Here is a 22,768-nt window from a genome sequence, read left to right on the forward strand (position 1 = left end):
GGAAGCAAGGCCGCGTTGCGTGGATGTGATGCAATAAAAAAGGGAGATCGGCAGGATCTCCCTTTTGATGTCAGCCGTCAGCCGGAGGCGCTCCGGCTGATGGTCAATCCTGACGCTTACAGCGCGGCGATGGTCGCCTGCTGTTCCAGCAGTTTGGCTTTCGCGTCTGCGTAGTGGGTCAGCTTCTCGCGCTCTTTGGCGACGACCGCTTCCGGCGCACGCGCCACAAAACCTTCGTTCGCCAGTTTGCTTTCGATACGCGCGATCTCGCCATCAATCTTCGCGACCTCTTTCGCTAAGCGATCCAGCTCGCTGGCCTTGTCGATCAGACCGGCCATCGGGATCAGCAGCTCGGCGCCGTCCACCAGCTTGGCGACGGAAACCGGGCCTTTATCGCCGGCAGGCAGGACGTCGATGCTATCCAGACGCGCCAGCGTTTTGATGAAGCTGAGGTTCTCTGCGACCCGGCGCTGCGCTTCGGCGTTGCTGTCGCGCAGCAGCATTTCCAACGGTTTGCTGGGAGCAATATTCATCTCGGCGCGAATGTTACGCACGGCGATGATGGTTTGTTTAATCCACTCCAGATCGTGCAGCGCCTGACTGTCTTCCAGCGCGGCATCGAAGGCCGGGAACGGCTGCAGCATGATGGTATCGGCATCGATGCCTTTCAGCGTTTTCACGCGCTGCCAGATCGTTTCTGTGATGAACGGAATAATCGGGTGCGCCAGACGCAGCAGCGCTTCTAGCACCTGTACCAGCGTGTGACGGGTGCCGCGAAGTTCCGCTTCGCTGCCGCCGTTCATGACCGGCTTGGCCAGTTCCAGATACCAGTCGCAGAACTGGTTCCAGGTGAACTCATAGAGAATATTGGCCGCGAGATCGAAGCGGTAGCTGTCCAGCGCCTCACGGTAGGCCTTCACCGTGCGATTGAATTCAGCCAGAATCCAGCGGTCGGCCAGCGACAGGACACGTTCGCCGCCTTGCATACCGCAATCCTGTCCTTCGGTGTTCATCAGGACGAAGCGGCTGGCGTTCCACAGCTTGTTACAGAAATTGCGATAGCCTTCCAGGCGCTTCATGTCCCAGTTGATGTCGCGGCCGGTGGAGGCCAGCGCCGCCAGCGTGAAGCGCAGGGCGTCGGTTCCATGCGGTTCGATACCGTTCGGGAACTGCTTTTCTGTACGCTTGCGGATTTTTTCCGCCAGCTGCGGCTGCATCATGTTGCCGGTACGTTTTTCCAGCAGCGCTTCCAGAGAGATGCCGTCGACCATATCCAGCGGGTCGATGACGTTACCCTTGGATTTGGACATTTTCTGTCCTTCATCGTCACGGATCAGGCCGGTCATGTAGACGGTGTTGAACGGCACCTGCGGCTGACCATTTTCATCTTTGATGAAATGCATCGTCAGCATAATCATGCGGGCGATCCAGAAGAAAATGATGTCGAATCCGCTGACCATCACGCTGCTTGGATGGAATGCTTTGAGCTCTGGCGTCTGTTCCGGCCAACCCAGCGTGGAGAAGGTCCACAGCCCGGAAGAGAACCAGGTGTCCAGCACGTCTTCGTCCTGCGTCAGCGCGACATCGTCCGCCAGATGGTTTTCGCGGCGCACTTCGGCTTCATCGCGACCGACATAGACGTTGCCGTTGGCATCGTACCAGGCTGGAATACGGTGACCCCACCACAGCTGACGGGAGATACACCAGTCCTGAATGTCGCGCATCCAGCTGAAGTACATGTTTTCATACTGCTTCGGTACGAACTGGATACGACCATCTTCCACGGCTTCCACCGCCTGTTTGGCCAGCGGCGCCGTGCGGACGTACCACTGGTCGGTCAGCATTGGTTCGATCACCACGCCGCCGCGGTCGCCGTAAGGCACCGTCAGGTCATGCGCTTTGATCTCTTCCAGCAGGCCCAATTCGTCGAAAGCGGCCACGGTCGCTTTACGCGCGGCGAAGCGTTCCATGCCGCGGAAGGCTTCCGGGATAGTGCCGTCATAGACATCGGAGGCATTACCGTTGGTGTCGAATACTTCCGCCTGCTGACGGATATCGCCGTCGAAGGTCAGAATGTTGATCATGGGTAGCGCGTGGCGTTTACCGACTTCATAGTCGTTGAAGTCGTGGGCTGGCGTGATTTTTACGCAGCCGGTGCCTTTTTCCATGTCGGCATGTTCATCCGCAAGGATAGGGATGCGGCGGCCGATCAGCGGCAGAATGACGTCTTTGCCGATCAGATCTTTGTAGCGAGGATCTTCCGGGTTTACCGCCACGCCGGTATCACCCAGCACGGTCTCGGGACGGGTGGTGGCGACGATCAGATAGTCTTTGCCTTCCGCCGTTTTGGCGCCGTCGGCCAGCGGGTAACGCAGGTGCCACATGGAGCCTTTGACGTCGCGGTTCTCCACTTCCAGATCGGAGATGGCGGTGCGCAGTTTCGGATCCCAGTTCACCAGGCGTTTGCCGCGATAGATCAGATCTTCTTTGTAAAGGCGGACAAAGACTTCCTTCACGGCGTCGGACAGGCCTTTATCCATGGTGAAGCGCTCGCGCTCCCAGTCCACGGAGTTGCCCAGACGTCGCATCTGGCGCGTGATGGTGCCGCCGGATTCTTCTTTCCACTGCCAAATTTTGTCGATGAAGGCTTCACGACCGTAATCGTGGCGCGTTTTGCCTTCTTCGGCGGCGATTTTGCGCTCAACCACCATCTGCGTGGCGATACCGGCATGGTCGGTCCCCGCCTGCCACAGCGTATTTTTTCCCTGCATGCGCTGATAGCGGATCAGGGTATCCATAATGGTTTGTTGAAAAGCATGACCCATGTGCAGGCTGCCGGTGACGTTGGGCGGCGGAATCATGATGCTGAAGCTTTCTTGCTCGGTATCGCCGTTTGGCTTGAAGTAGCCTTGTTTTTCCCAGTGCTCGTAAAGCGGCTGCTCTATATCGTGCGGGTTGTATGTCTTTTCCATTATGCTCAAAATTCAGTGGGTTGGCGGTGTAGCCGTGGTCAATCGGAAGCCGACGCTGCGATAGGCTTTATAGCGGTCGCGCGCCAACTGTTTCAGGGATTCTTCGTAAGGGACAAAGTCTATCACTTCATGGAAAGCGGTGGCAAAATCTGCGAACTGAGGCTGTAGGTTGATTAAAACCTCGCGCGGCGTGTTGCCTCGCTTGTGAGGCCAGGCCAACTCTACGGCGGCGCCCTGACGCGGNCCTTCCCCCGCCAGGTTGTGCGGCACGAAGGCGTGAGGCGGACGCTGCCACAACGCTTCATCCAGCCGCTGCGCCTGCGCCTCGTCTTCACAGGCAACGAGTACCCGTTTGCCCGCTCGCCACAGTGTGGCGGCCAGCTCGCAGGTCAGCGCTTCCACCGCGTTAAGTTCTCCGCTTTGGTCTTCTGTTTCGAGAAGGTAGAACGTTGCGTTTTTCATGATTACCTAAATTTCCGTCGCTGCTTTCTGACTGGAGCGGGTAGACAAGGCCTGCGCTAAACGCAGATTCCCGCCTGCGCGGGAATCGCCTAAGTGTCGTGATGCGCCGGATGCGACGTCAGCGCGGGTAGGTACCCTTACTCGACGTCGTTCAGACCGGCACGGTTCAGCAGGAACTGTGACAGCAGCGATACCGGACGGCCCGTCGCGCCTTTGGCTTTGCCCGAACGCCAGGCGGTGCCGGCGATATCCAGGTGCGCCCAGCTGTATTTACGCGTGAAACGAGACAGGAAACAGGCCGCCGTAATAGCGCCGCCGGGACGACCGCCGATGTTCGCCATATCGGCGAAATTGGACTCCAGCTGTTCCTGATATTCGTCTAGCATCGGCAAACGCCATGCCCGGTCGCCAGCCTGTTCTGAAGCGCCCAGTAGCTCATGCGCCAGCGGATTGTGATTCGACATCAGGCCGGTGATGTGGTGACCCAGCGCAATCACGCAGGCGCCGGTGAGCGTGGCGATATCGATAACCACATCCGGTTCATAACGCTCGACGTAGGTCAGGGCGTCGCACAAGACCAGACGGCCTTCCGCATCGGTATTCAGGACTTCCACCGTCTGGCCTGACATCGTGGTCAGGATATCGCCCGGACGATAGGAGCGCCCGTCAACCATATTCTCACAGCCTGCTAGTACGCCGATGATGTTCAGCGGCAGTTCCAGTTCCGCGGCCATTCGCATGACGCCATACACCGTGGCGGCGCCGCACATGTCGTATTTCATTTCGTCCATGCTGTCGGCGGGCTTGATGGAGATGCCGCCGGAGTCGAACGTCAGTCCTTTGCCGACCAGCACGATGGGTTTAGCGTCGGCGTCGGGGTTACCTTTATATTCAATTACCGACATCAGCGACTCGTTTTGAGATCCTTGTCCCACGGCCAGATAGGCGTTCATCCCCAGCTCTTTCATCTGCTGTTCGCCGATGACGCGGGTGGTGATGTGGCCGTAGGCGTCAGCCAACTGACGAGCTTGCGATGCCAGATAGGCGGCGTTACAGATGTTGGGCGGCATGTTGCCGAGGTCTTTGGCGGCTTTGATGCCGGAGGCAATGGCCAGACCGTGCTGAATGGCACGTTCGCCGGAGGTGAGCTCGCGGCGGGTCGGGACATTGAAGACCATTTTGCGCAGCGGACGACGCGGCTCGACCTTATTGGTTTTTAGCTGATCGAACGTGTAAAGCGTCTCTTTCGCTGTTTCAACGGCCTGACGCACTTTCCAATAAGTGTTACGACCTTTTACATGCAGCTCGGTCAGGAAGCAGACGGCTTCCATGGAGCCGGTATCGTTAAGGGCGTTGATGGTGCGCTGGACTACCTGCTTGTACTGGCGCTCGTCGAGCTCGCGCTCCTTTCCGCAGCCGATAAGCAGGATGCGTTCGGAAAGAATGTTCGGTACATGGTGCAGGAGCAATGACTGGCCGACTTTGCCTTCCAGCTCGCCACGGCGCAGCAGGGCGCTGATGTAGCCGTCACTGATTTTATCCAGTTGTTCGGCGATAGGTGACAGACGACGCGGTTCGAACACACCGACGACAATGCAGGCACTGCGCTGTTTTTCCGGGCTACCGCTTTTTACGCTGAACTCCATGTACTCTCCTGAATCTTTAAAGACAACAGCGGGTGCTACGGTTAGAATGTGGCACTCCGTAATACTTTCCCACCGTCGCGTTAACATAACCTGTGTTAATCTGAACGACGTAGCGAATCTGTAATAAGGCTTTGCAGGTTCTGATAGCACATCCCGAACGCAGGATGTTGTAATACCGGTTTAGCTACGAGAAGGTTGCCACAAATGAGTATAAATGGCGAGTTAGCGAAAAAACTATCGACTTTCCTGCAAAAAGACAAGTTTTCACAGGCGTATTGAGCGTGATCATCATTCGATATCTGGTACGGGAAACCTTTAAAAGCCAGCTGGCTATCCTGTTTATTCTGCTGCTGATTTTTTTCTGTCAGAAATTGGTGCGAATACTGGGCGCGGCGGTGGACGGTGATATCCCGACTAATCTGGTTTTATCCCTTTTGGGACTGGGCGTGCCGGAAATGGCGCAGCTTATTTTGCCGTTAAGCCTGTTTCTCGGGTTACTGATGACCTTTGGGCGACTGTATGCCGAAAGCGAAATCACCGTGATGCACGCATGCGGACTGAGCAGAAACGTGCTGCTGAAGTCTGCCGCGTGGCTGGCGTTAGCGACAGCCGTGGCGGCGACGGTCAACGTGCTGTGGCTCAGCCCCTGGTCGTCGCGGCATCAGGACGAGGTGCTGGCCGAGGCCAGAGCGAATCCTGGCATGGCGACGTTAGCGGAAGGGCAGTTCCAGCAGTCTCAGGACGGCAATTCGGTGTTATTCGTGAGTAACGTCAGCGGCAAGGAGTTCGAACATGTCTTCCTGGCCCAGATGCGTCCACGTGACAACGCGCGGCCTTCCGTGGTGGTGGCCGATCACGGCACCGTCGCGCAGGGCGACGACGGATCGCAGATAGTGACGTTGAATAAAGGCACTCGCTATGAAGGGACGGCCATGATGCGTGACTTCCGCATTACGGACTTCACGGACTATCAGGCGTTGATAGGGCATCAGGCGGTCACCGTCGATCCTAACAACGTTGAGCAGATGGACATGAGGACGCTGTGGCGTTCCGACGATATCGGCGCTCGTGCCGAGTTTCACTGGCGTCTGACGCTGATCTTGTCCGTACTGGTGATGGCGATTATCGTCGTACCGCTCAGCGTGGTGAATCCCCGTCAGGGGCGCGTGTTGAGCATGCTGCCGGCCATGTTGCTCTATCTGATTTTCTTCCTGCTGCAGACTTCGCTGCGATCCAATGCCGGTAAGGGCAAGCTCGATCCGCTGGTATGGATGTGGCTCACCAATGCGGTTTATGTGGCGATCGCCGTGGCGCTTAATCTGTGGGACAGCGTTCCGTTGCGTAAATTGAGATACCGCCTGACACAAAGAGGAGCGGCCTGATGTTTGGTGTTTTAGACCGCTATATCGGTAGAACTATTTTCAATACCATCATGACGACGCTGTTCATGCTGGTATCGCTATCCGGCATCATCAAATTTGTCGAGCAGTTGCGCAAAGTCGGGCAGGGCGGTTATTCGGCGTTGGGCGCCGGGTTCTATACCTTGCTTAGCGTCCCGAAAGATATTGAAACGTTTTTCCCGATGGCGGCGTTGTTAGGCGCACTGTTGGGGTTGGGAACGCTGGCGACACGCAGCGAGCTGGTCGTCATGCAAGCTTCCGGCTTTTCCCGCCTGCAGATTGCAGGCGCGGTCATGAAGACTGCTATCCCGTTGGTGCTGCTGACCATGGCCATCGGCGAATGGGTGGCGCCGCAAGGCGAACAGATGGCGCGCAATTACCGTTCTCAGATGATGTTCGGTGGTTCGATGCTGTCTACCCAGAACGGGATGTGGGCCAAAGATGGGGCTGATTTCGTTTTCATTCAGCGTGTTGTGGGCGAGAAAGAGCTGGCGGGTGTGAGTATTTATCACTTTGATAACGACCGTAAGCTGTTGTCGGTCCGTTATGCGGCCTCTGCCACCTTTGACGGCGGCGTATGGAAACTGTCGCAGGTTGATACGTCTGAACTTACCGACAGCAAAAAGATCGGCGGCAGCCAAACCTTGAGCGGTGAATGGCATACGAGCCTGACGCCCGACAAGCTCGGCGTGGTGGCGCTGGAACCCAGCGCGCTTTCCATCAGCGGCCTGCATAACTACATCAGTTACCTGAAACAGAGCGGACAAGAGTCGGGCCGTTACCAGCTCAATATGTGGAGCAAGGTCTTTTCTCCGTTATCGGTGGCTGTGATGATGCTGATGGCGCTGTCGTTTATTTTTGGTCCATTGAGAAACGTGCCAGCCGGTGTGCGTATTGTCATTGGTATCAGCTTCGGCTTCCTGTTTTACGTGCTGGATCAGATCTTCGGCCCGTTAAGTCTGGTTTACCACATGCCGCCGCTGCTGGGCGCCTTGCTGCCGAGTCTCCTGTTCCTGGCAATCAGCGTGATGCTGCTGCTGAAACGGCGCTAGACGTTCTCAGTTGTTGATTTAAACGGGCCTGCGGGCCCGTTGTCTTTTGTAACGAATCTTCGGCTAAAGCGCGGCCGAAGCGCGCAGCATGACAATCAGGTCAGGCAGTTGCGACAGCAGATACAGTCCCAGCCCAATACTTCCCCCCACCAGCGTGCCGTTGATGCGAATGAACTGTAGATCTTTACCGATATTCAGTTCGATCAAATGCGACATCTCTTGAGCATCCCAGCTTTTCACCGTATCGCTGATATGGCGCGTCAGAAAGTCGGCGAACTCTGGCGCAAGAGTGCGCACCGCCTCTTCCAGATGCTGATTCAACGACGTTCGCAGTCCTTCATCCTGCATCAACGTTTGCCCCAGCCACTGACCGATGGCGCTGATACGGGCCTGTACGGCGGAGTCGCTTTGATTGAGGTCGGCCTTGAGCCAGGCGCGCAGGTCGGCCCAGAGATCGCTAAGATAGTGATTCAGCGCTTCGTCATTTTTTAAATAAAGCTTAATCGCTTCGGCCCGCCGCGCCATTTCCGGGTCTGTGCGAAGTCGTTCAATCAGCCGTGCTACGGTGAGATTGAAGTGCTGACGCAGCTCGTGACCCTCGTCGCGCACTACCTCGTCCAGCAGCGTGTTGACCGCATTGGCGACCACCTCGGCGCTGCGTTCACCCAGCCATTCTGAAGGCAGGATCTTTTCCGTGACCGGATGCTCTCGTTTCAGCCAACGGACAATCTGGACTGCAATAAATTCGCGTGTCGAAGGCTTGTTCACCATCCTCAGCAGTTGTTCAATGACCGTGTCCAGCAATTGTTGGTGACGATTATTTTTGGTCAGACTATCCAACAGAACGGCGACCGACTGGGTGAGGTCCACTTTATCTATAGCTTTGTGGACCGCTCGGCGAATAAATCGCTGAATACGCTGGTCATCCGCCATATCTAAAATGCCGCGCATAAACTGCAGCAGGTAGCTGCCTAGCCGTTCGGCGTTTTCGGGAGTCTGCAGCCACCGCCCCACGATTTGAGCGGGATTGTGTCGACGAATTAGTGCTAACAGTGATTCGGTATCGAGGAACTTCTCCTGAACAAAGCGGGCCAGATTGTCTGCTATCCGCGTTTTATTACGCGGAATAATCGCGGTATGGCGGGATATTAATGGCAGCGGAACCCGGCGAAATAGGGCTACGACGGCGAACCAGTCCGCCAGAGCGCCGACCATCGCCGCTTCGGCGATCGCCTTCGCCCCACTCACCCAAAAGTTGGGTGGGAGACACAGGGTAATCACAAAGATGGCGGCCGCAAGAGCGAGCAGCGATAGCGCCAGACGCTTGGCGCGTTTCAGTTCAGCTTCTTTATTCATGCATTAAGGTTACCCTGTTTTGCTCTGAACAGGCCAAGCGATTATGCATTCAAGCCGCAGACGCCTCTGTGGAACCGGGTTGTCATCGGGCAGGGTGGTGATAAGACGAATTTTTCATCACTCAGTCGCGGATTGATGGATTAAGGTTGCGCGGACGTGGCTGCACGGTATAATCCCCCCGTTTTCCGCATACTACTTCAGTGCCGAAGTGGCGAAATCGGTAGACGCAGTTGATTCAAAATCAACCGTAGAAATACGTGCCGGTTCGAGTCCGGCCTTCGGCACCATAAGCATGTAAATGGACCTCAACTGAGGTCTTTTTTTATGTCTGAAATCCAGTATTTATCTACCTTTCCCGCTATATTAGCTCTCTCAAGGTCAACCGACATCAACGTACATCTACCAACACATGTTGGTATAGATGATGGTATTTCCGGTTCGATAATGCTTGTACCAACAGGGAGGGGATAAGCATGGCGTTAACAGATATCAAGGTCAGAACAGCCAAGCCAACGGATAAGCAATACAAACTGACCGATGGCAGCGGTATGCACCTGCTTGTCCATCCTAATGGTTCTAAGTACTGGCGTTTGCAGTACCGTTATGACGGCAAGCAAAAGATGCTGGCACTTGGGGTTTATCCTGAAATCACACTGGCGGATGCTAGAGCACGTCGTGACGAAGCGCGTAAGCTGCTAGCGAATGGCGTCGATCCGGGAGACAAAAAGAAAAATGATAAGGTTGAACAGAGTAAAGCACGAACCTTCAAAGAGGTGGCGATCGAGTGGCATGGCACCAATAAAAAGNGGTCTGAAGATCACGCCCATCGTGTGCTAAAAAGCCTGGAAGATAATCTCTTCGCAGCCCTTGGTGAGCGTAATATCGCTGAGTTAAAAACTCGTGATTTATTAGCGCCCATCAAAGCCGTAGAGATGTCTGGACGTCTTGAGGTTGCTGCTCGTCTTCAACAGCGCACTACGGCCATCATGCGGTATGCGGTGCAAAGTGGGTTAATTGATTATAACCCGGCACAAGAGATGGCTGGGGCGGTTGCTTCCAGTAATCGACAACATCGTCCGGCGCTGGAGTTAAAACGCATCCCTGAATTACTTCAGAAAATAGACGGCTATACCGGCAGGCCGCTAACCCGCTGGGCAACGGAACTCACTCTGCTTATCTTTATTCGATCAAGTGAGCTGCGTTTTGCTCGCTGGTCAGAAATCGATTTTGAAACGTCAATGTGGACCATCCCGCCTGAGCGAGAGCCTATTCCCGGTGTGAAACATTCTCAGCGAGGATCAAAGATGCGTACACCGCATCTGGTGCCGCTTTCAAAGCAGGCGCTGGCGATCCTGAAGCAGATAAAACAGTTCTGTGGTGAACATGAGCTGATTTTTATTGGCGATCATGATCCGCGTAAGCCAATGAGTGAAAACACCGTAAACAGTGCGCTACGGGTGATGGGATATGATACTAAGGTTGAGGTTTGCGGCCACGGCTTCCGTACAATGGCCTGTAGTTCGTTAATTGAATCAGGACTATGGTCGAAGGATGCGGTGGAAAGGCAGATGAGCCATATGGAACGTAATTCGGTGAGGGCGGCGTATATCCATAAAGCGGAACATCTGGATGAACGCAAGTTGATGTTGCAGTGGTGGGCGGATTTTTTGGATGCAAACCGTGAGAAGGGGATTACGCCGTTTGACTATGCGAAGATCAACCGGGGGAATGGTGTGTGAGTTGTTTTACATATTTGCTTAATTTGATGCATTCGTCCAGTCTTATAGTTAAGGCTAGAAGGTGACTTCTTCAAATTGTATTACTAGTAAGAGCACCGCTTTCACTTGTATCATCGGTAAGAACGATCCACAAGATCTTTCACAAAGTAGATGGTTAGTCAGATTTCTGAATTTTGTACTCAATTAACCATCAATGCTCTTATATAACGGTTAAGTATTAAACTCGGTTGTCAATAGTGCGAGCCTCTTCAGGAAGCTAAAACGTACTATCAACGTATCTTTAGGGGTACCTGAAAAGTACCCCTAACCCTTTATTCAGGTTACTCTGAAATTGACCTTGCGATTAAATGTTTTTACTGTTTTGGTTAGTTTTTTTTCGTTCTGATCTCAATTTTTTAATAATGTTGACTGTTGAAAAAAATATTTTTCGAGAGAGTGTTATGCATTTTATTAAGATACTCTTTGTAAATCTAAACACTGTCAAAATAATAAACTTAATTCTATGCTTTTCAGATGTGACACGATTGTCTACATTGCCTATTTTTGTCATTACATTAGCAATTTTTCCACCAATAAAAACAGACATAGCAATAAACCACATCCATCTATAATGAGGAGCGTTTTTACTTAAGGATAAACGGGCTTGTTTTTTCAATAAAACTTGGCGGTACATTAACAATGATGTAATTACACATTCATTGGCGACAGCGAAACGGTCTGACATGCCTGTTTTAAATTTCCCCTCTTGAATGGCATTGCAGTACGCTGGCGGGGGAGTCTGGCACCATCGAGAAGGTGGTGGCAATCGTGTTATTGTTTTTGAAAGAGCCTTATTTGGACATAGTTTTTTATTGTAGTCTTGAAATTCCTGTCTGATTTTATCCGGAGATACTTGATTGTTATAGTACTCGGGGATTTTGTAGAAGGTATCAATATTTTCAGGTATTACATATTCAATCACAGATGATTTTGTACCGGCAATGTTTTCTAGTGTTTCTTGAATGTACGATGCCCACTGACAAGATGACATTTCGGAAAGCCTGTTATTATCACACATGTGGCTATAGTCTTTCACTTGAACAAGAAGATATTTGGCTGCATCATTAATGTCCGTAATTGTTTCCTCATATGCCGTTTTACCGACAGCAACCTCTCTATCTGACACCCAAAAAATACCGTTACCAACTGCTGTCAGAATGAGAAAAATATCTGTCCACTGTCTGAATTTCTCTCCTGTAGAAAAAATATCACAAATGATTACGGCTATGATCCAGCCACACAATAGCCCAATGAAACTCAGGCTTGCGAGNCCAGCCGCGTTACCTGTCACACCTGTACCTCCTATTGCATAGGTCAATGGTAACCACTGGATAGCTGGAAGAAGATGAAAGAGTGATAATAGCCCTGGAATTATAATAAGTACAAAAGAAATGATGAGGCCTTTTTTTCTGGCAAGTATCCATGAGCTCAAGAAAACGAAGGGTAATAATAAAATAAAGAGCTCAAGAAAACCGCCTCCTAAGACAACTGCAACTTTATTAGGAGACCAGTAGCTGCTCAAAAGAGCACCCTGTGCGTTCGTTTCTACAAAGTTGGTACTAATCACTCCCATCCCATCCAGTGTTTGCAATAAGGCGTATCCAGCGCTGTAGCAAAGCATTATGTAGGGATAAAAGAATAGGATCATAATTTACTCTCTTTTCTTAATTTTTCTATCGTTTTTATAGCATATTCGATTCGCTCTTTAATATGGCTAAAGTTGAACATTGTCAATTTTTAGCCCTATTTAGAACCAATGACAACTAAATCTGCCATCGTTGTTTTCTTTATAAATAGCGCCGTACTGCCAAGTAGTTTAAGGCCTTCTTCATTAATTTTACTTACTCTAAGCCCTGGTTGAACAATAACAACTTGGAATTTAAGAGGTGTGATTCTGGAGCGCTCTTTCATAGCAGCAAGGTCTTTTATAGTGCCTTTCAGAAAGCGAGAATGACCACGCGATCGCCACTGTTCCTCACGACGCTTAATGTGGTGGTATAAATAGGAAAGATTCAGGTGTTTCCAACGAATGCATCTCTGTGCCTGCCCACATACTTCGTAAAGGTCTTTAAGTCTGGCTCCTGCTTCTTCTGAACCTGAATATTTGCAATGGATTAAGGAGAGAACAATACAGTCATCAACTATTCTCAACCCCACTAAATCTGCTGACTCACCTTTTCCATCATCATTAATAATGACATCGTAATTATCTTTAATTTCACAGTACCAACGCCATTGGATGGATGATGGATCACGAGTATAGCCCATTGATTCCACTCGAACATCAGTTCCTTGCCAATCAAAAGCTACAATTTCGTCTTTGTCATAAAGGCCAATATTTTGGCTTACATGGACTATATGAGCGTTGTATGAAAATGAACCATCGGAGTAATGAATCATTACTGGATCAATTTCCATATACTCTGATAGTGATACCGGTTCAGATTCACCACGCTGTACAAAAACTTCAGGGCCAGATATCAACTGATAGGCATAACCTTTTGCTGTAGCACTTCCCGTGAGAGATAATTTATATTCAGATGACGTTTCATCTGTAGAGAAAATGAGTCGTACATTACCATCGTCAAACTTTCCAGCAGTCCTAACCTCTACTAAATATAAATGCGCAGATACAGCATCAAAATGAAAAATAACTTTATCTTCGAACGCAGTAAGCAAATACTCACCCCATTGAGCTGATATTGGATATTCATTATAGGGTTCAAGTAATGGGACTGGACGCAAAAAGTTACGCGTAAGATTGTTTGGATCCGGTTCAGAACTAAAAATCTTGTCCCAGGCTTTCTTAACCCAGTTGCACCAATCAGCAATGCTGCCACCTTTTTGTGGTGACCAGACTTTACCTCTGCGTTGCGAGCATCCCCAGATTACACGGTTTCCGGATTCATAACCTAATGCTGCAATATTGCTTAAGCTTGATTGAGATGCTTCAATTAGTGATAGCCCCTCAGTGACATTTGGGCCAAAGTATTGAGTAAAGCTGATTGCCCCAATTTGGGATGCGCCTAAATTTCTTGCCAAAGGATATTCAATACCATTAAATACATTAAAGACTTTTTCACCACTGACAACTTCAAATTTATCATCACAAATAGTACTGACTAAATTCTCAACTCGGAATGCTTTATAGTCATTTGAGAATACAAACAAGGCGGATCTGTCTTGATCCCAATGAGCAATTAGAATTTTATAATTTGTATCTTTAAGATCTTTGTAGTTTCCCCATCGGACTGAAGTTGCCTGAACAGCTAGCACAACAAGCAAATTCTCATCTTCAGCTATTGCATGCCAAGATTCATCGAATCTGGGCAGTTTCTCCTTGTATCTTTCAGGCTCCCAATTGTCACAGTACGTTTTAAATAACATGACAGAACAACTTGGCTCAATATTCCAGAGAGAAATCTGATCGTGTAAATCACCTTTCCTTTTTAAGGCATCCACGACCTCTTGCAACCTAATCTCTCTAGCAATTCGTCCTTCAGAGAGTCGCCTTAATACGTTATCCCAATCGGCATCTGTTGAATATAGATGCTGTAATTCACCTTCAACATTAGGGTCCGCAACATTCATGACTACACTGGCTTGACCAATTTTCTGTGCTTTATTGACACGAGTAAATCGGCCAATGAACTGCAAAGTTACTGCAAGAGACTTATGATGATCATGCAAAGCGGCAATTTTCAGGTTGGGTAGATCATAGCCTTCTCCCAACATGTCTACGCAAATAACGATTCTTGATTGTCTTGATAATAATTTATTAAGACGTTTTTTTATTTCCGTTTTAGGATAATCAGAATGAACAACGATTGGATTAAAGTTCGGTGCAATTTTCTGATAAATAGTAAGTATTTCTTCTGCTCGCTGCTTACTGCTAGTACGAGCCATGAGCAAATGATCAAGGTCATTATTTAAGTCTATACGCAGTTGACCTACAGCTGTATCCGCGATTGCATGATCCATAAGGTCAGAGTAATACTCCTCTACAGGCAGCAAATTTACATTTGTAAAATAGCCTGCTCGTTGGGCTTCCCCCATTGTATAGTTATAGATAATTTTTCCACCAAGGGACTTTTTATCATTCCTAAAGGGAGTAGCTGTAAACTGCACTACACGTTTGTCTGTGAATAGTTCGCGAATTGTCTGCCATGATGAGGCTGAGATATGATGGGCCTCATCAACAAAAAGATGGCTACACGACTCGCAAAGTGCATTTAATGCTGCTTCGGAGCAGGCAGACAAAACGCTGGTCGTAGCAACCAAGACGTTTGATTCACAAGCTAATTGCTTAGCTTCTTCCGCTACCTGAATTCCCTTCTTAATGATAGCGACATTAGGGAGTGTAATGTTTGGCGGAACGACTGTTAGCTCTGGCAAATATCCCAACTCAATGAATTTTTTGGATATTTGTGTTCGGAGAGAATCAGACGGGACTATGAGCAAAATTCGCTCGCATCGCTGGTATATCATGGTAGCCAGCATTGTTTCCGTTTTTCCCGTTCCAGTGGGCAGTACGACGGTAGCAGGTTCTACCTGCAAATCAGTAGCGAAATAGCCTGCAATTGCATGAAGTGCACCCAGTTGGGGTTTTCTGAGACCTGGAGAACGGTGCTCTGGATCATCCTCTCTAAACTGAAATTGATGATACCATTGTTCATTAATATCCTCAGGTGAAGTGCTAAATACCTGCTCTGGAAATTGCTCCCAGCTTAACTCAGTATCTTCTCGCCATTTTTCGAATGTAAATAGTTCCTTAGCTTTAAGGGAAGCTACACCATCTGCGCATTTCCCCCTGGAATTTGGATCTTTCAGATAGATATAGTCTAGAGGGGGCTTTAGACCCGTCACAAGTTTAAAATATCCTTGGAAACGTGCATTTCTGACTTGAGCCGATACTGTTGTTGATCGGCAAAGTAATTTATGAACATAATTCCCCCCCACTTTTCTTACAGGGGCAGCTTTCGCGGGCAAGGTAAATTTAATTGTTAACAGGTCAAATAAGTCCATATGTACTTACCTCTTAAGATGTCCTGAAAAAGCCTGCTGACTTAATTTAGAGAAGAGGGCGTCGCTATCAATATCGCCTGACGCCATTTTATTTAAGCTATTATTGATTATTGATACAATCGAATGAAAATTAACCATAAGTTCGTCGGGCGGAATTAGAACTTCAAAATTTTTAAGTTCAACAGGAGATATATGTGGCACCGTTGTTTCTGTCGGGCAGCAATGCTTTTCGAAAGCTGGCGATTTAATACAACTGTAAATATAGTTTGTGTAAGATTCGCAACGAGGTCGTAACCTAGCTACACGCTGAACTAAGTACGTTTCTCGCTGATTTTCAGGGAATATGCATACTTTTAACCCGCTTGATATCCACGGACGGTCCATAGCAAGGATAATATCACCCGCCTTAATTAAATAATTATCTAGTTTTTCTAGTTTATTTTTTGGCCAGAATTTTGTATCAGCCCAATCTAAATACCCCGTAAGTGTATTTGCCCCTCTGCAAAGCCGTACTGATTCTGGTGCATCACTAATGTACTCATTACTTTTGAATGCAAATCCGGTAATGACCTCTGCCAATTCAGTAATGGGAGATTTTTTTAGATTTTTTGGATTTTCAACAGGATCGCCAAACATATTCAAAAACGTAGTACGCAAAAAATCGTTAGCCAGTTTCATGGCTTGCTCGCGTTTTTGACGTAGGCTATCAGCCTTATCGAGAATATCCGCGATACGTTTCTGTTCTTCAAAAGGAGGCAACGGGATTTCAAAATTTTCTACAACTTTTTTAGACACTTCTTTGAAAGTTGCACCATTACCTAATAGCTCCAATTGTGGCACAAATTTATTAATACAATGATATAAATATTTATTGTGAACATTTCGCCCAGGAATTAAACTTTTAAAACCCTGATTTGTACAAAGTTCAATACCAGCAATAGCTACATTTCCTATTGGTGCTCGTGATGTGAGTAGAATCGTTCCTACAGGTAACATATATGTTGCAGCAGCTTTATACCCTGTTTTAGTTATATATTCCGGTGCCTCGTAAATATAAGGTTCACTAAGATTTGACACATCTTTTGGCGTTATCCACGGAATATCACCGCCCCAGTAGGATACGATGTTACGTTTAGGTGTTGCACCTCCCACAACTTCACAGCAATCTTTAAGCTTCACCATCTGCCAGCTCACAGCATCACCTCCAGCTCATCCAAATCCGCCAGAATCTCTTTCTCTAGGTCCCTCAGCCGCTTCAGTATCACCTTCGGATCTTCATACTCCTCGGCCTGATACACTACCTCTTTATAGCGATTGATAGAGAGGTCGTATTTCTGTGCGGCAATATCAGCTTTCGGCACCACAAACGCCGCCTGAGTGCGATCTTTAAAATCAACGCCAGCATCAATCCCTTCCGGTTGCTGTTGTTCCAGCAACGAGGCTAATTTCTCGCCCATAAAGTTATCAACCGGCAGCCCGCGCAAAGTACGGTAATGCTTCCAGCTTGCCAATAGGTGCGGCAGATCGTTGTCTTTTACCGGGTTACGTTTGTCATCCAGACTGTAGCCGTCATTTCGTAGATCGTAGAACCAGACCTCATCCGTCTGGCCGCCTTTGGTAAAGATCAGGATCGCCGTCGCCACACCGGCATAAGGCTTAAATACCCCGGAAGGCAGGTTGATCACCGCTTCCAGCTGGTTATCTTCCACCAGCGTTTTACGCAGCGACTGGTGCGCCTTACTGGAGCCAAACAGGACGCCCTGCGGCACGATAGTGGCACTGCGCCCGCCCACTTTCAGCATTTGCAGAATGCGCGCCAGGAACAGCAGCTCAGTTTTCTTGGTTTTCACCATCGCCGACAGCGTGGCGTCGATATCTTCCTCATCCAGTGAACCGGTAAACGGTGGGTTCGCCAATATCAGGTTGAAAGCATTTTTGCTGGCCTGCGGGAAGTTGGTACTGAAACTCTGGCTCATGGTGTCCTGATAGTGGATATCCGGCTCTTCCACGCCGTGCATAATCAGGTTCATGGCGGCGATACGCAGCATAGTAGTGTCAAAGTCGTAGCCGTGGAACATGTTGTTATCTACATGGTCACGCCACGGCGTCAACAGATCGCCGGTAAAAATTTTCTGCTCTTCTAGTTCACCGCGTTCGTTGGTGCCAATTTCACTATGAATCGACTCCAGAGAACTGTATTTCTCCAGCAGGTATTCATAGCTGGTCGCCAGAAAACCACCTGTACCACAGGCCGGATCGCAAATCGTTTCACCACGCGCCGGGTTCGGCTCCATCATTTCAACCATTGTGCGGATAATGTGGCGCGGCGTGCGGAACTGACCGTTGATCCCGGCGGTGGTCAGCTTACTTAACAGGTATTCGTAGAGATCGCCTTTAGTGTCGCCACGATCCAGCGGCAGGTTTTTGATCACCTCCACGGCTTTGGTCAGCAGTGACGGTTTAACAATCTCCAGACGAGCATCTTTCATAAAGTTGCCCAGCAGCGTCACCTTCGTATCTTCAGCCTGCCCAAGCTGGCGGAAATGCTGGAAGACGCCATCGCGCACCACTTCCATCATTTCGTCCGAGCCAAGGTTGCTGTAGTGGCTGAAACGGAACTCCTGCTGCTCAGGCGCAAAGCGTGGTTTAAAATCAATGCCCGCGATTTGCTTACGTTTCTCGTCCCGCTGTTCCTGGGTATCCAGCATACGGGAGTACATCAGGTAGGTGATTTGTTCGATTACGGTCAGCGGGTTAGTGATGCCACCTACCCAGAAATCTTCCCACAGGCCGTCGATTTTACTTTTTAAGTCACCGGTAATCATTGTTAACGTCTATACCCTGTTATAAATACAAAAGCCCCGCAGCAGGGGCTTGTCGTGTGCGTATTATACCGTCGCTGCGTCGGTCACAACACCCAGCTCTTCGACTATCTTTTGCAACCGGGCAATCTGATTTTGGTCCGGGAACACGCCGGTAACGCCTTCGTTGTGGATATGCGTAAACGGCTGTTCAAAGAGCTGTCGCATTTCAATAGTGCCATAGTCGCGGATGTGGTTTTTCAGTAGTGACAGGAAGCGCAGTTGCTGGCTGGTCAGGCTGTTGTCAGTGGCGAACTGGGCAAAGCGCACTTCCACTGCATTGCTGTCCATCCCGATGATGGTACGCAAAAGTTTATCCAGGCTGGCGGTTGCCTGCGGATAGAACTCTTTCAGTGCCCGAATATCAACGTTGGGGTTCTGGATCAGCACTAGCTTCGCCAGCTCATCCAGCTCATTTTGCGTCACTGGCTCGCCGTTGCGGATTTTCTTCAGCACCGGATTTTGCTGGAACAACGGCTCCAGAGCCCCCTGAACCTGCTGGCGATAGAGTTTGAAATCAATCGAGCGGATGTTGGTTTTGCGGGTCTCCGTCTGGATTAGGTTCGCATCTTCGGTAATATCCACCTGTATCGAGCCGAATTGCGGCGTCGCATCTTTTTCCATCAGGTGCATAATGCCGCGCAGATGAATGCGGATATCTTCCAGTTCTTCCAGACTGGCCTCCTTCCACCAGCCCAAATCACGAAGCTGATTAATCCGCTGTCCCTGCTGTTGCACCTGCGTCAGATGCGGCGGCAGACGTTCCACTTTCTCGATGATGACCGGCCAGAGCACATCCAGTTCTTCCGGGTTGGTATAACGAGCAGTTTGTGCCGCCAGAATATCCATATCAAAACGTATAGCGTCGCTTTGCCCGCGCACATCCAGCCACTGCATCAGCGGGGCCAGGACAGATAGCAGATCCTGCTGTGTTTTCGGGGAAAGCTGGCGCAGCACTTTTTCATCGCTGTACTGCGCTTTTTGCTGCCACTTTTCCTGTACGGCAATCGACTTTTCATCCAGAGCGTTGATCTGCACGCGGAGCTGGTGAGCGACTAAATCCACCGCCAGTTTGTCGAACTTACGCTGCGCAGCGGCCCCTAGCGTGATCCATGCCTCGAAGCGTTTTTGCGCCAGTGATTTTGTCGCTGTGACTTCGGCCTCTTCGGTATGCAGCTCGTGATACTCAAAATTGCCCCAGTGATCGAAGATGCGGAATTTCTGTTTATCCAGCGGTTTGCCGTTGTCATCGTAGCCGTACAACCCTGAACAAAGACGCGTNCCTCGGCCAATCATCTGCCAGAACTTCACTTTCGATTTGACTGGTTTGGCAAAGACCAGATTCACAATCTCCGGGACATCAATACCGGTATCGAGCATGTCAACAGAGATAGCGATGGTCAGCTCTTTGTTGGTGCTTTCATCCAACCCTTTAAAATCGTCAATCAGTTGCTCGGCGCGGGGATCGTAGTTGTCAATAACCTGGCAGAAGCGTCCGGCAAACTGCGGATACATGTCGTCGAACAATTCATTCAACAGCAGTGCGTGTTTGTGGTTACGGGCGAAAATGATGGTTTTACCTGGCAGTTGGCCGTCCCGATCTTTCAGGCCATTTTCCATCAGGTTACGCAGGATATAGCGGTTGGTGTCTTTGTTGTAGATCGCCTCATCCAGCGCCTTGCCATCAAATTCCAGCGTATTGGGATCGATACCCTGTTCTTCCAGTTCGCGGATTTGTGTGTTGCTTAACTTCTCCCGTTTGATACCTTCGCGCAGGAATTCCGTGGTGTGTGTGACGACTTCATAAGGCACCAGATTGTTATCAGCGATAGCATCTTCCAGGCTGTAGTTGGCGGTAGGGATACGTCCTTCACAACCAAACAAGCCGAAAGTGGTTTTACTCACCATGTCGATCGGCGTGGCCGTCAGGCCAATCTGGAGGGCATCAAAATACTTAAACAGATCGCCGTAGACGTTGTAGATAGAGCGGTGGGATTCATCGGCGATGATCAGATCGAAATAACCGACATCGAAATGGTCCATGATTTTCATCATGCCAGGATAGGTAGCGATATAGATCCTGGCATTCTGCCTGTCTGCTTTCTTCGATTTCCCGACCACATACAGCGGTTCATTGGTGAACTGATTGAAGGCATTCGCCGCCTGTTTACGTAGCTCTTTGCGGTCGCAAAGAAACAGGACGCGTTTTACCCAGCGAGCATCAATCATCAGTTTGCTTAGTGCAATTGCCACGCGGGTTTTGCCTGTACCTGTGGCCTGTACAATTAACGACTGTCGGTACTTGTTGGTAAACCGTTCGCTGACGCGGGTGATGGTTTCAAGCTGATACAAACGTCCGGCAACGGCCTTACCTTCGTTGTCTTTTACGTGCGGCACACTGTTCAGTGGCAGACGGGTTTCACGCTGCTGAATAAGATATTGCAGGCTTTCCTTGCTGTAGAAGCCAAATACCCGGCGCGGAGGATAGCCATGAGTTTTATGATCGTCCCACAGCCAGATATCGTAGCCATTTGTATAGAAAATAACCGGGCGCTGACCGTATTCTTTTTCCAGCCAGTCTGCATATAGTCGGGCCTGAATTCGTCCCTGCTCAGCATTGACGCTGGTTTTTTTGGCTTCCACCACCGCCAGCGGTTTGTGCGCCTCATCCCACAAGACATAATCCGCATAACCGTCGCCAGTTGCAGTAGGCTGTTCTTTAACAGGGTGCTCCTGCGTAACCTGATCGGTATTGTTAAGCTCTTCACCTACATTCCAGTCAGCAGCAAGCAGGCGGGAGTCAATCAGGCGGCGGCGGGTTTCCGCTTCATCAATAGAGAGGATGTCGGCAACATGCTGGTTGCGAGCTCTGGCTTCATTCAGGCGCTGGGTGAGGTGTTCAGCCTTTTCCTGCTCTTGCTGTAGTGCGCGTTGTAACGCCAGTTCTCGCTCACGGCTTTCATCTTGAGCCCTGATGGCATCTTCCAGACGTTTATCATCTGCACGACCTGAAGATTGCGTTAATGGAGGAAGAGTAAATTTGGGGCAGTTATCAACATTACCGTGGGCGTAGCGGACATATAGCCAAACTCCCAACAAATACGCTTCTTTGAGCAGCCAGTAGGTATCTTTAGCTTTGATACGACCACCGTGCGCGGCACGGTTGCCGTGGATACGTAGCGCATCCATTTTCATGATGATGGCTTCCGGCATCATGCTGGTAAACACATCTGCGTTCATTAAATCATACAGATTTGCTTTGATGCCTTCAGGCAGTCGTTCCTGACGGTATAACCAACGTACCATCAATTCGGTGTAGTTGCGCAGCTTGACCAGACAGCTTTCCGGATCGGAGTGAACATAGCGTTCCGCCATACATGCGAGTTCCGCCAGTTCCGGCCACTGGCTACGCAACATTTCAAAATTGAGAGACTGCTCCATCAATCATCGCCTTATGTCGTGGATACAACAGGAATTATGGAAAGAATATCACACTAATTTGGCAGACAAAGTGAGCTTGTACATCTTCAGAGCATTGAAAAATGAACACTTGGTGTGGGACAGGATCACCTGAAGTGGCACACTGAATTTGGCCACCTGCACAGAGGTGATATGCTCACCTCAGAACAACACAGGTGCTCCAATGAAAAAAAGAAATTTTAGTGCAGAGTTCAAACGTGAAGCGGCTCAGTTGGTTGTCGATCAGAACTACACCGTTGCTGAAGCAGCAAAAGCCATGGATATTGGCCTTTCAACAATGACCCGATGGGTCAGACAATTACGGGACGAACGACAGGGAAAAACACCGAAAGCGTCCCCCATTACCCCAGAGCAAATTGAAATACGTGAGTTGAAGAAAAAACTACAACGTATTGAAATGGAAAATGAAATATTAAAAAAGGCTACCGCGCTCTTGATGTCAGNCTCCCTGAACAGTTCTCGTTAATCGGAAAACTCAGGGCGCGTTATCCCGTGGCTACACTCTGCCACGTATTCGGGGTTCACCGCAGCAGCTATAAATACTGGAAATGTCGTCCTGATAAGCCGGACAGAAAGCATACCGTGTTGCGCAGTCAAGTCCAGGAACTATACAACATCAGCCATGGCTCTGCTGGGGCAAGGAGTATCGCCGCAATGGCAACGCTCAGAGGCTTCCGGATGGGGCGCTGGCTTGCTGGCAGACTCATGAAAGAACTGGGGCTGGTCAGTTGTCAGC

The 22,768-nt window shown here is 49.8% G+C and carries 11 protein-coding genes, 1 tRNA gene and 1 pseudogene; 5 read left to right on the forward strand and 8 right to left on the reverse strand.

All coding sequences use genetic code 11. The features are described 5' to 3' along the window. Positions 1 to 116: 116 nt before the first annotated feature. From SB13_RS13025 to pepA, 3 genes are all read right to left on the reverse strand, one after another. Positions 117 to 2,972, reverse strand: coding sequence for a valine--tRNA ligase (locus SB13_RS13025; protein ID WP_026740774.1), 2,856 nt, complete (start codon positions 2,970 to 2,972; stop codon positions 117 to 119). Positions 2,973 to 2,984: 12 nt separating this feature from the next. Beyond that, positions 2,985 to 3,434, reverse strand: a complete 450-nt coding sequence (locus SB13_RS13030) for a DNA polymerase III subunit chi (protein WP_026740775.1) — start codon at positions 3,432 to 3,434, stop codon at positions 2,985 to 2,987. 137 nt (positions 3,435 to 3,571) lie between these two features. Beyond that, on the reverse strand, positions 3,572 to 5,080 hold the full coding sequence (gene pepA / locus SB13_RS13035) for a leucyl aminopeptidase (RefSeq protein WP_026740776.1): 1,509 nt from the start codon (positions 5,078 to 5,080) through the stop codon (positions 3,572 to 3,574). A 281-nt stretch (positions 5,081 to 5,361) separates the two neighbouring features. On the opposite strand from pepA, the gene lptF reads away from it, so the two are divergent. Together lptF and lptG are read left to right on the forward strand one after the other, a co-directional pair. After that, positions 5,362 to 6,462 (forward strand): LPS export ABC transporter permease LptF, encoded by a 1,101-nt coding sequence (gene lptF / locus SB13_RS13040; RefSeq protein WP_026740777.1) that lies wholly within the window; start codon positions 5,362 to 5,364, stop codon positions 6,460 to 6,462. Further along, on the forward strand, positions 6,462 to 7,532 hold the full coding sequence (gene lptG, locus SB13_RS13045) for an LPS export ABC transporter permease LptG (RefSeq protein WP_026740778.1): 1,071 nt from the start codon (positions 6,462 to 6,464) through the stop codon (positions 7,530 to 7,532). The genes lptF and lptG overlap by 1 nt, the downstream gene beginning before the upstream one ends. A 63-nt stretch (positions 7,533 to 7,595) precedes the next feature. Here lptG and SB13_RS13050 read toward each other — a convergent pair whose 3' ends face one another. Continuing rightward, a complete protein-coding gene (locus SB13_RS13050; RefSeq protein WP_026740779.1) occupies positions 7,596 to 8,888 on the reverse strand; it encodes a DUF445 domain-containing protein in 1,293 nt (430 codons plus the stop codon). A gap of 202 nt (positions 8,889 to 9,090) precedes the next feature. On the opposite strand from SB13_RS13050, the gene SB13_RS13055 reads away from it, so the two are divergent. Together SB13_RS13055 and SB13_RS13060 are read left to right on the forward strand one after the other, a co-directional pair. Then, positions 9,091 to 9,175: transfer RNA gene (locus SB13_RS13055), tRNA-Leu, on the forward strand. A gap of 186 nt (positions 9,176 to 9,361) precedes the next feature. After that, on the forward strand, positions 9,362 to 10,627 hold the full coding sequence (locus SB13_RS13060) for a tyrosine-type recombinase/integrase (RefSeq protein WP_026740780.1): 1,266 nt from the start codon (positions 9,362 to 9,364) through the stop codon (positions 10,625 to 10,627). Positions 10,628 to 12,409: 1,782 nt separating this feature from the next. Here SB13_RS13060 and SB13_RS13070 read toward each other — a convergent pair. The 4 genes from SB13_RS13070 to SB13_RS13085 form a co-directional block, all read right to left on the reverse strand. Next, positions 12,410 to 15,691 (reverse strand): DEAD/DEAH box helicase, encoded by a 3,282-nt coding sequence (locus tag SB13_RS13070; RefSeq protein ID WP_026740782.1) that lies wholly within the window; start codon positions 15,689 to 15,691, stop codon positions 12,410 to 12,412. A gap of 6 nt (positions 15,692 to 15,697) precedes the next feature. Beyond that, on the reverse strand, positions 15,698 to 16,885 hold the full coding sequence (locus SB13_RS13075; protein WP_026740783.1) for a restriction endonuclease subunit S: 1,188 nt from the start codon (positions 16,883 to 16,885) through the stop codon (positions 15,698 to 15,700). Beyond that, the gene (locus tag SB13_RS13080; RefSeq protein ID WP_026740784.1) at positions 16,882 to 18,516 is read right to left on the reverse strand and encodes a type I restriction-modification system subunit M; all 1,635 of its coding nucleotides are present in this window, start codon (positions 18,514 to 18,516) and stop codon (positions 16,882 to 16,884) included. Before SB13_RS13080 ends, SB13_RS13075 begins: the two co-directional genes overlap by 4 nt. A 63-nt stretch (positions 18,517 to 18,579) precedes the next feature. Then, complete coding sequence (locus SB13_RS13085) at positions 18,580 to 21,993, reverse strand: DEAD/DEAH box helicase family protein (RefSeq protein WP_026740785.1); 3,414 nt, start codon at positions 21,991 to 21,993, stop codon at positions 18,580 to 18,582. A gap of 202 nt (positions 21,994 to 22,195) precedes the next feature. Here SB13_RS13085 and SB13_RS17625 point away from each other — a divergent pair. After that, a pseudogene (locus SB13_RS17625) lies at positions 22,196 to 22,768 on the forward strand (IS3-like element ISBrsa1 family transposase); the annotation flags it as partial.

This window comes from Lonsdalea quercina subsp. quercina, from assembly GCF_000688695.1.
Lineage (GTDB): Bacteria > Pseudomonadota > Gammaproteobacteria > Enterobacterales > Enterobacteriaceae > Lonsdalea > Lonsdalea quercina_D.

What these genes read in the sequence shown, in the direction of transcription:
- SB13_RS13025 (WP_026740774.1), bottom strand. Translation starts at nt 2,972, where the DNA reads ATGGAAAAGACATACAACCCGCACGATATAGAGCAGCCGCTTTACGAG.
- SB13_RS13070 (WP_026740782.1), bottom strand. Translation starts at nt 15,691, where the DNA reads ATGGACTTATTTGACCTGTTAACAATTAAATTTACCTTGCCCGCGAAA.
- SB13_RS13080 (WP_026740784.1), bottom strand. Translation starts at nt 18,516, where the DNA reads ATGATTACCGGTGACTTAAAAAGTAAAATCGACGGCCTGTGGGAAGAT.
- SB13_RS13050 (WP_026740779.1), bottom strand. Translation starts at nt 8,888, where the DNA reads ATGAATAAAGAAGCTGAACTGAAACGCGCCAAGCGTCTGGCGCTATCG.
- lptG (WP_026740778.1), top strand. Translation starts at nt 6,462, where the DNA reads ATGTTTGGTGTTTTAGACCGCTATATCGGTAGAACTATTTTCAATACC.
- pepA (WP_026740776.1), bottom strand. Translation starts at nt 5,080, where the DNA reads ATGGAGTTCAGCGTAAAAAGCGGTAGCCCGGAAAAACAGCGCAGTGCC.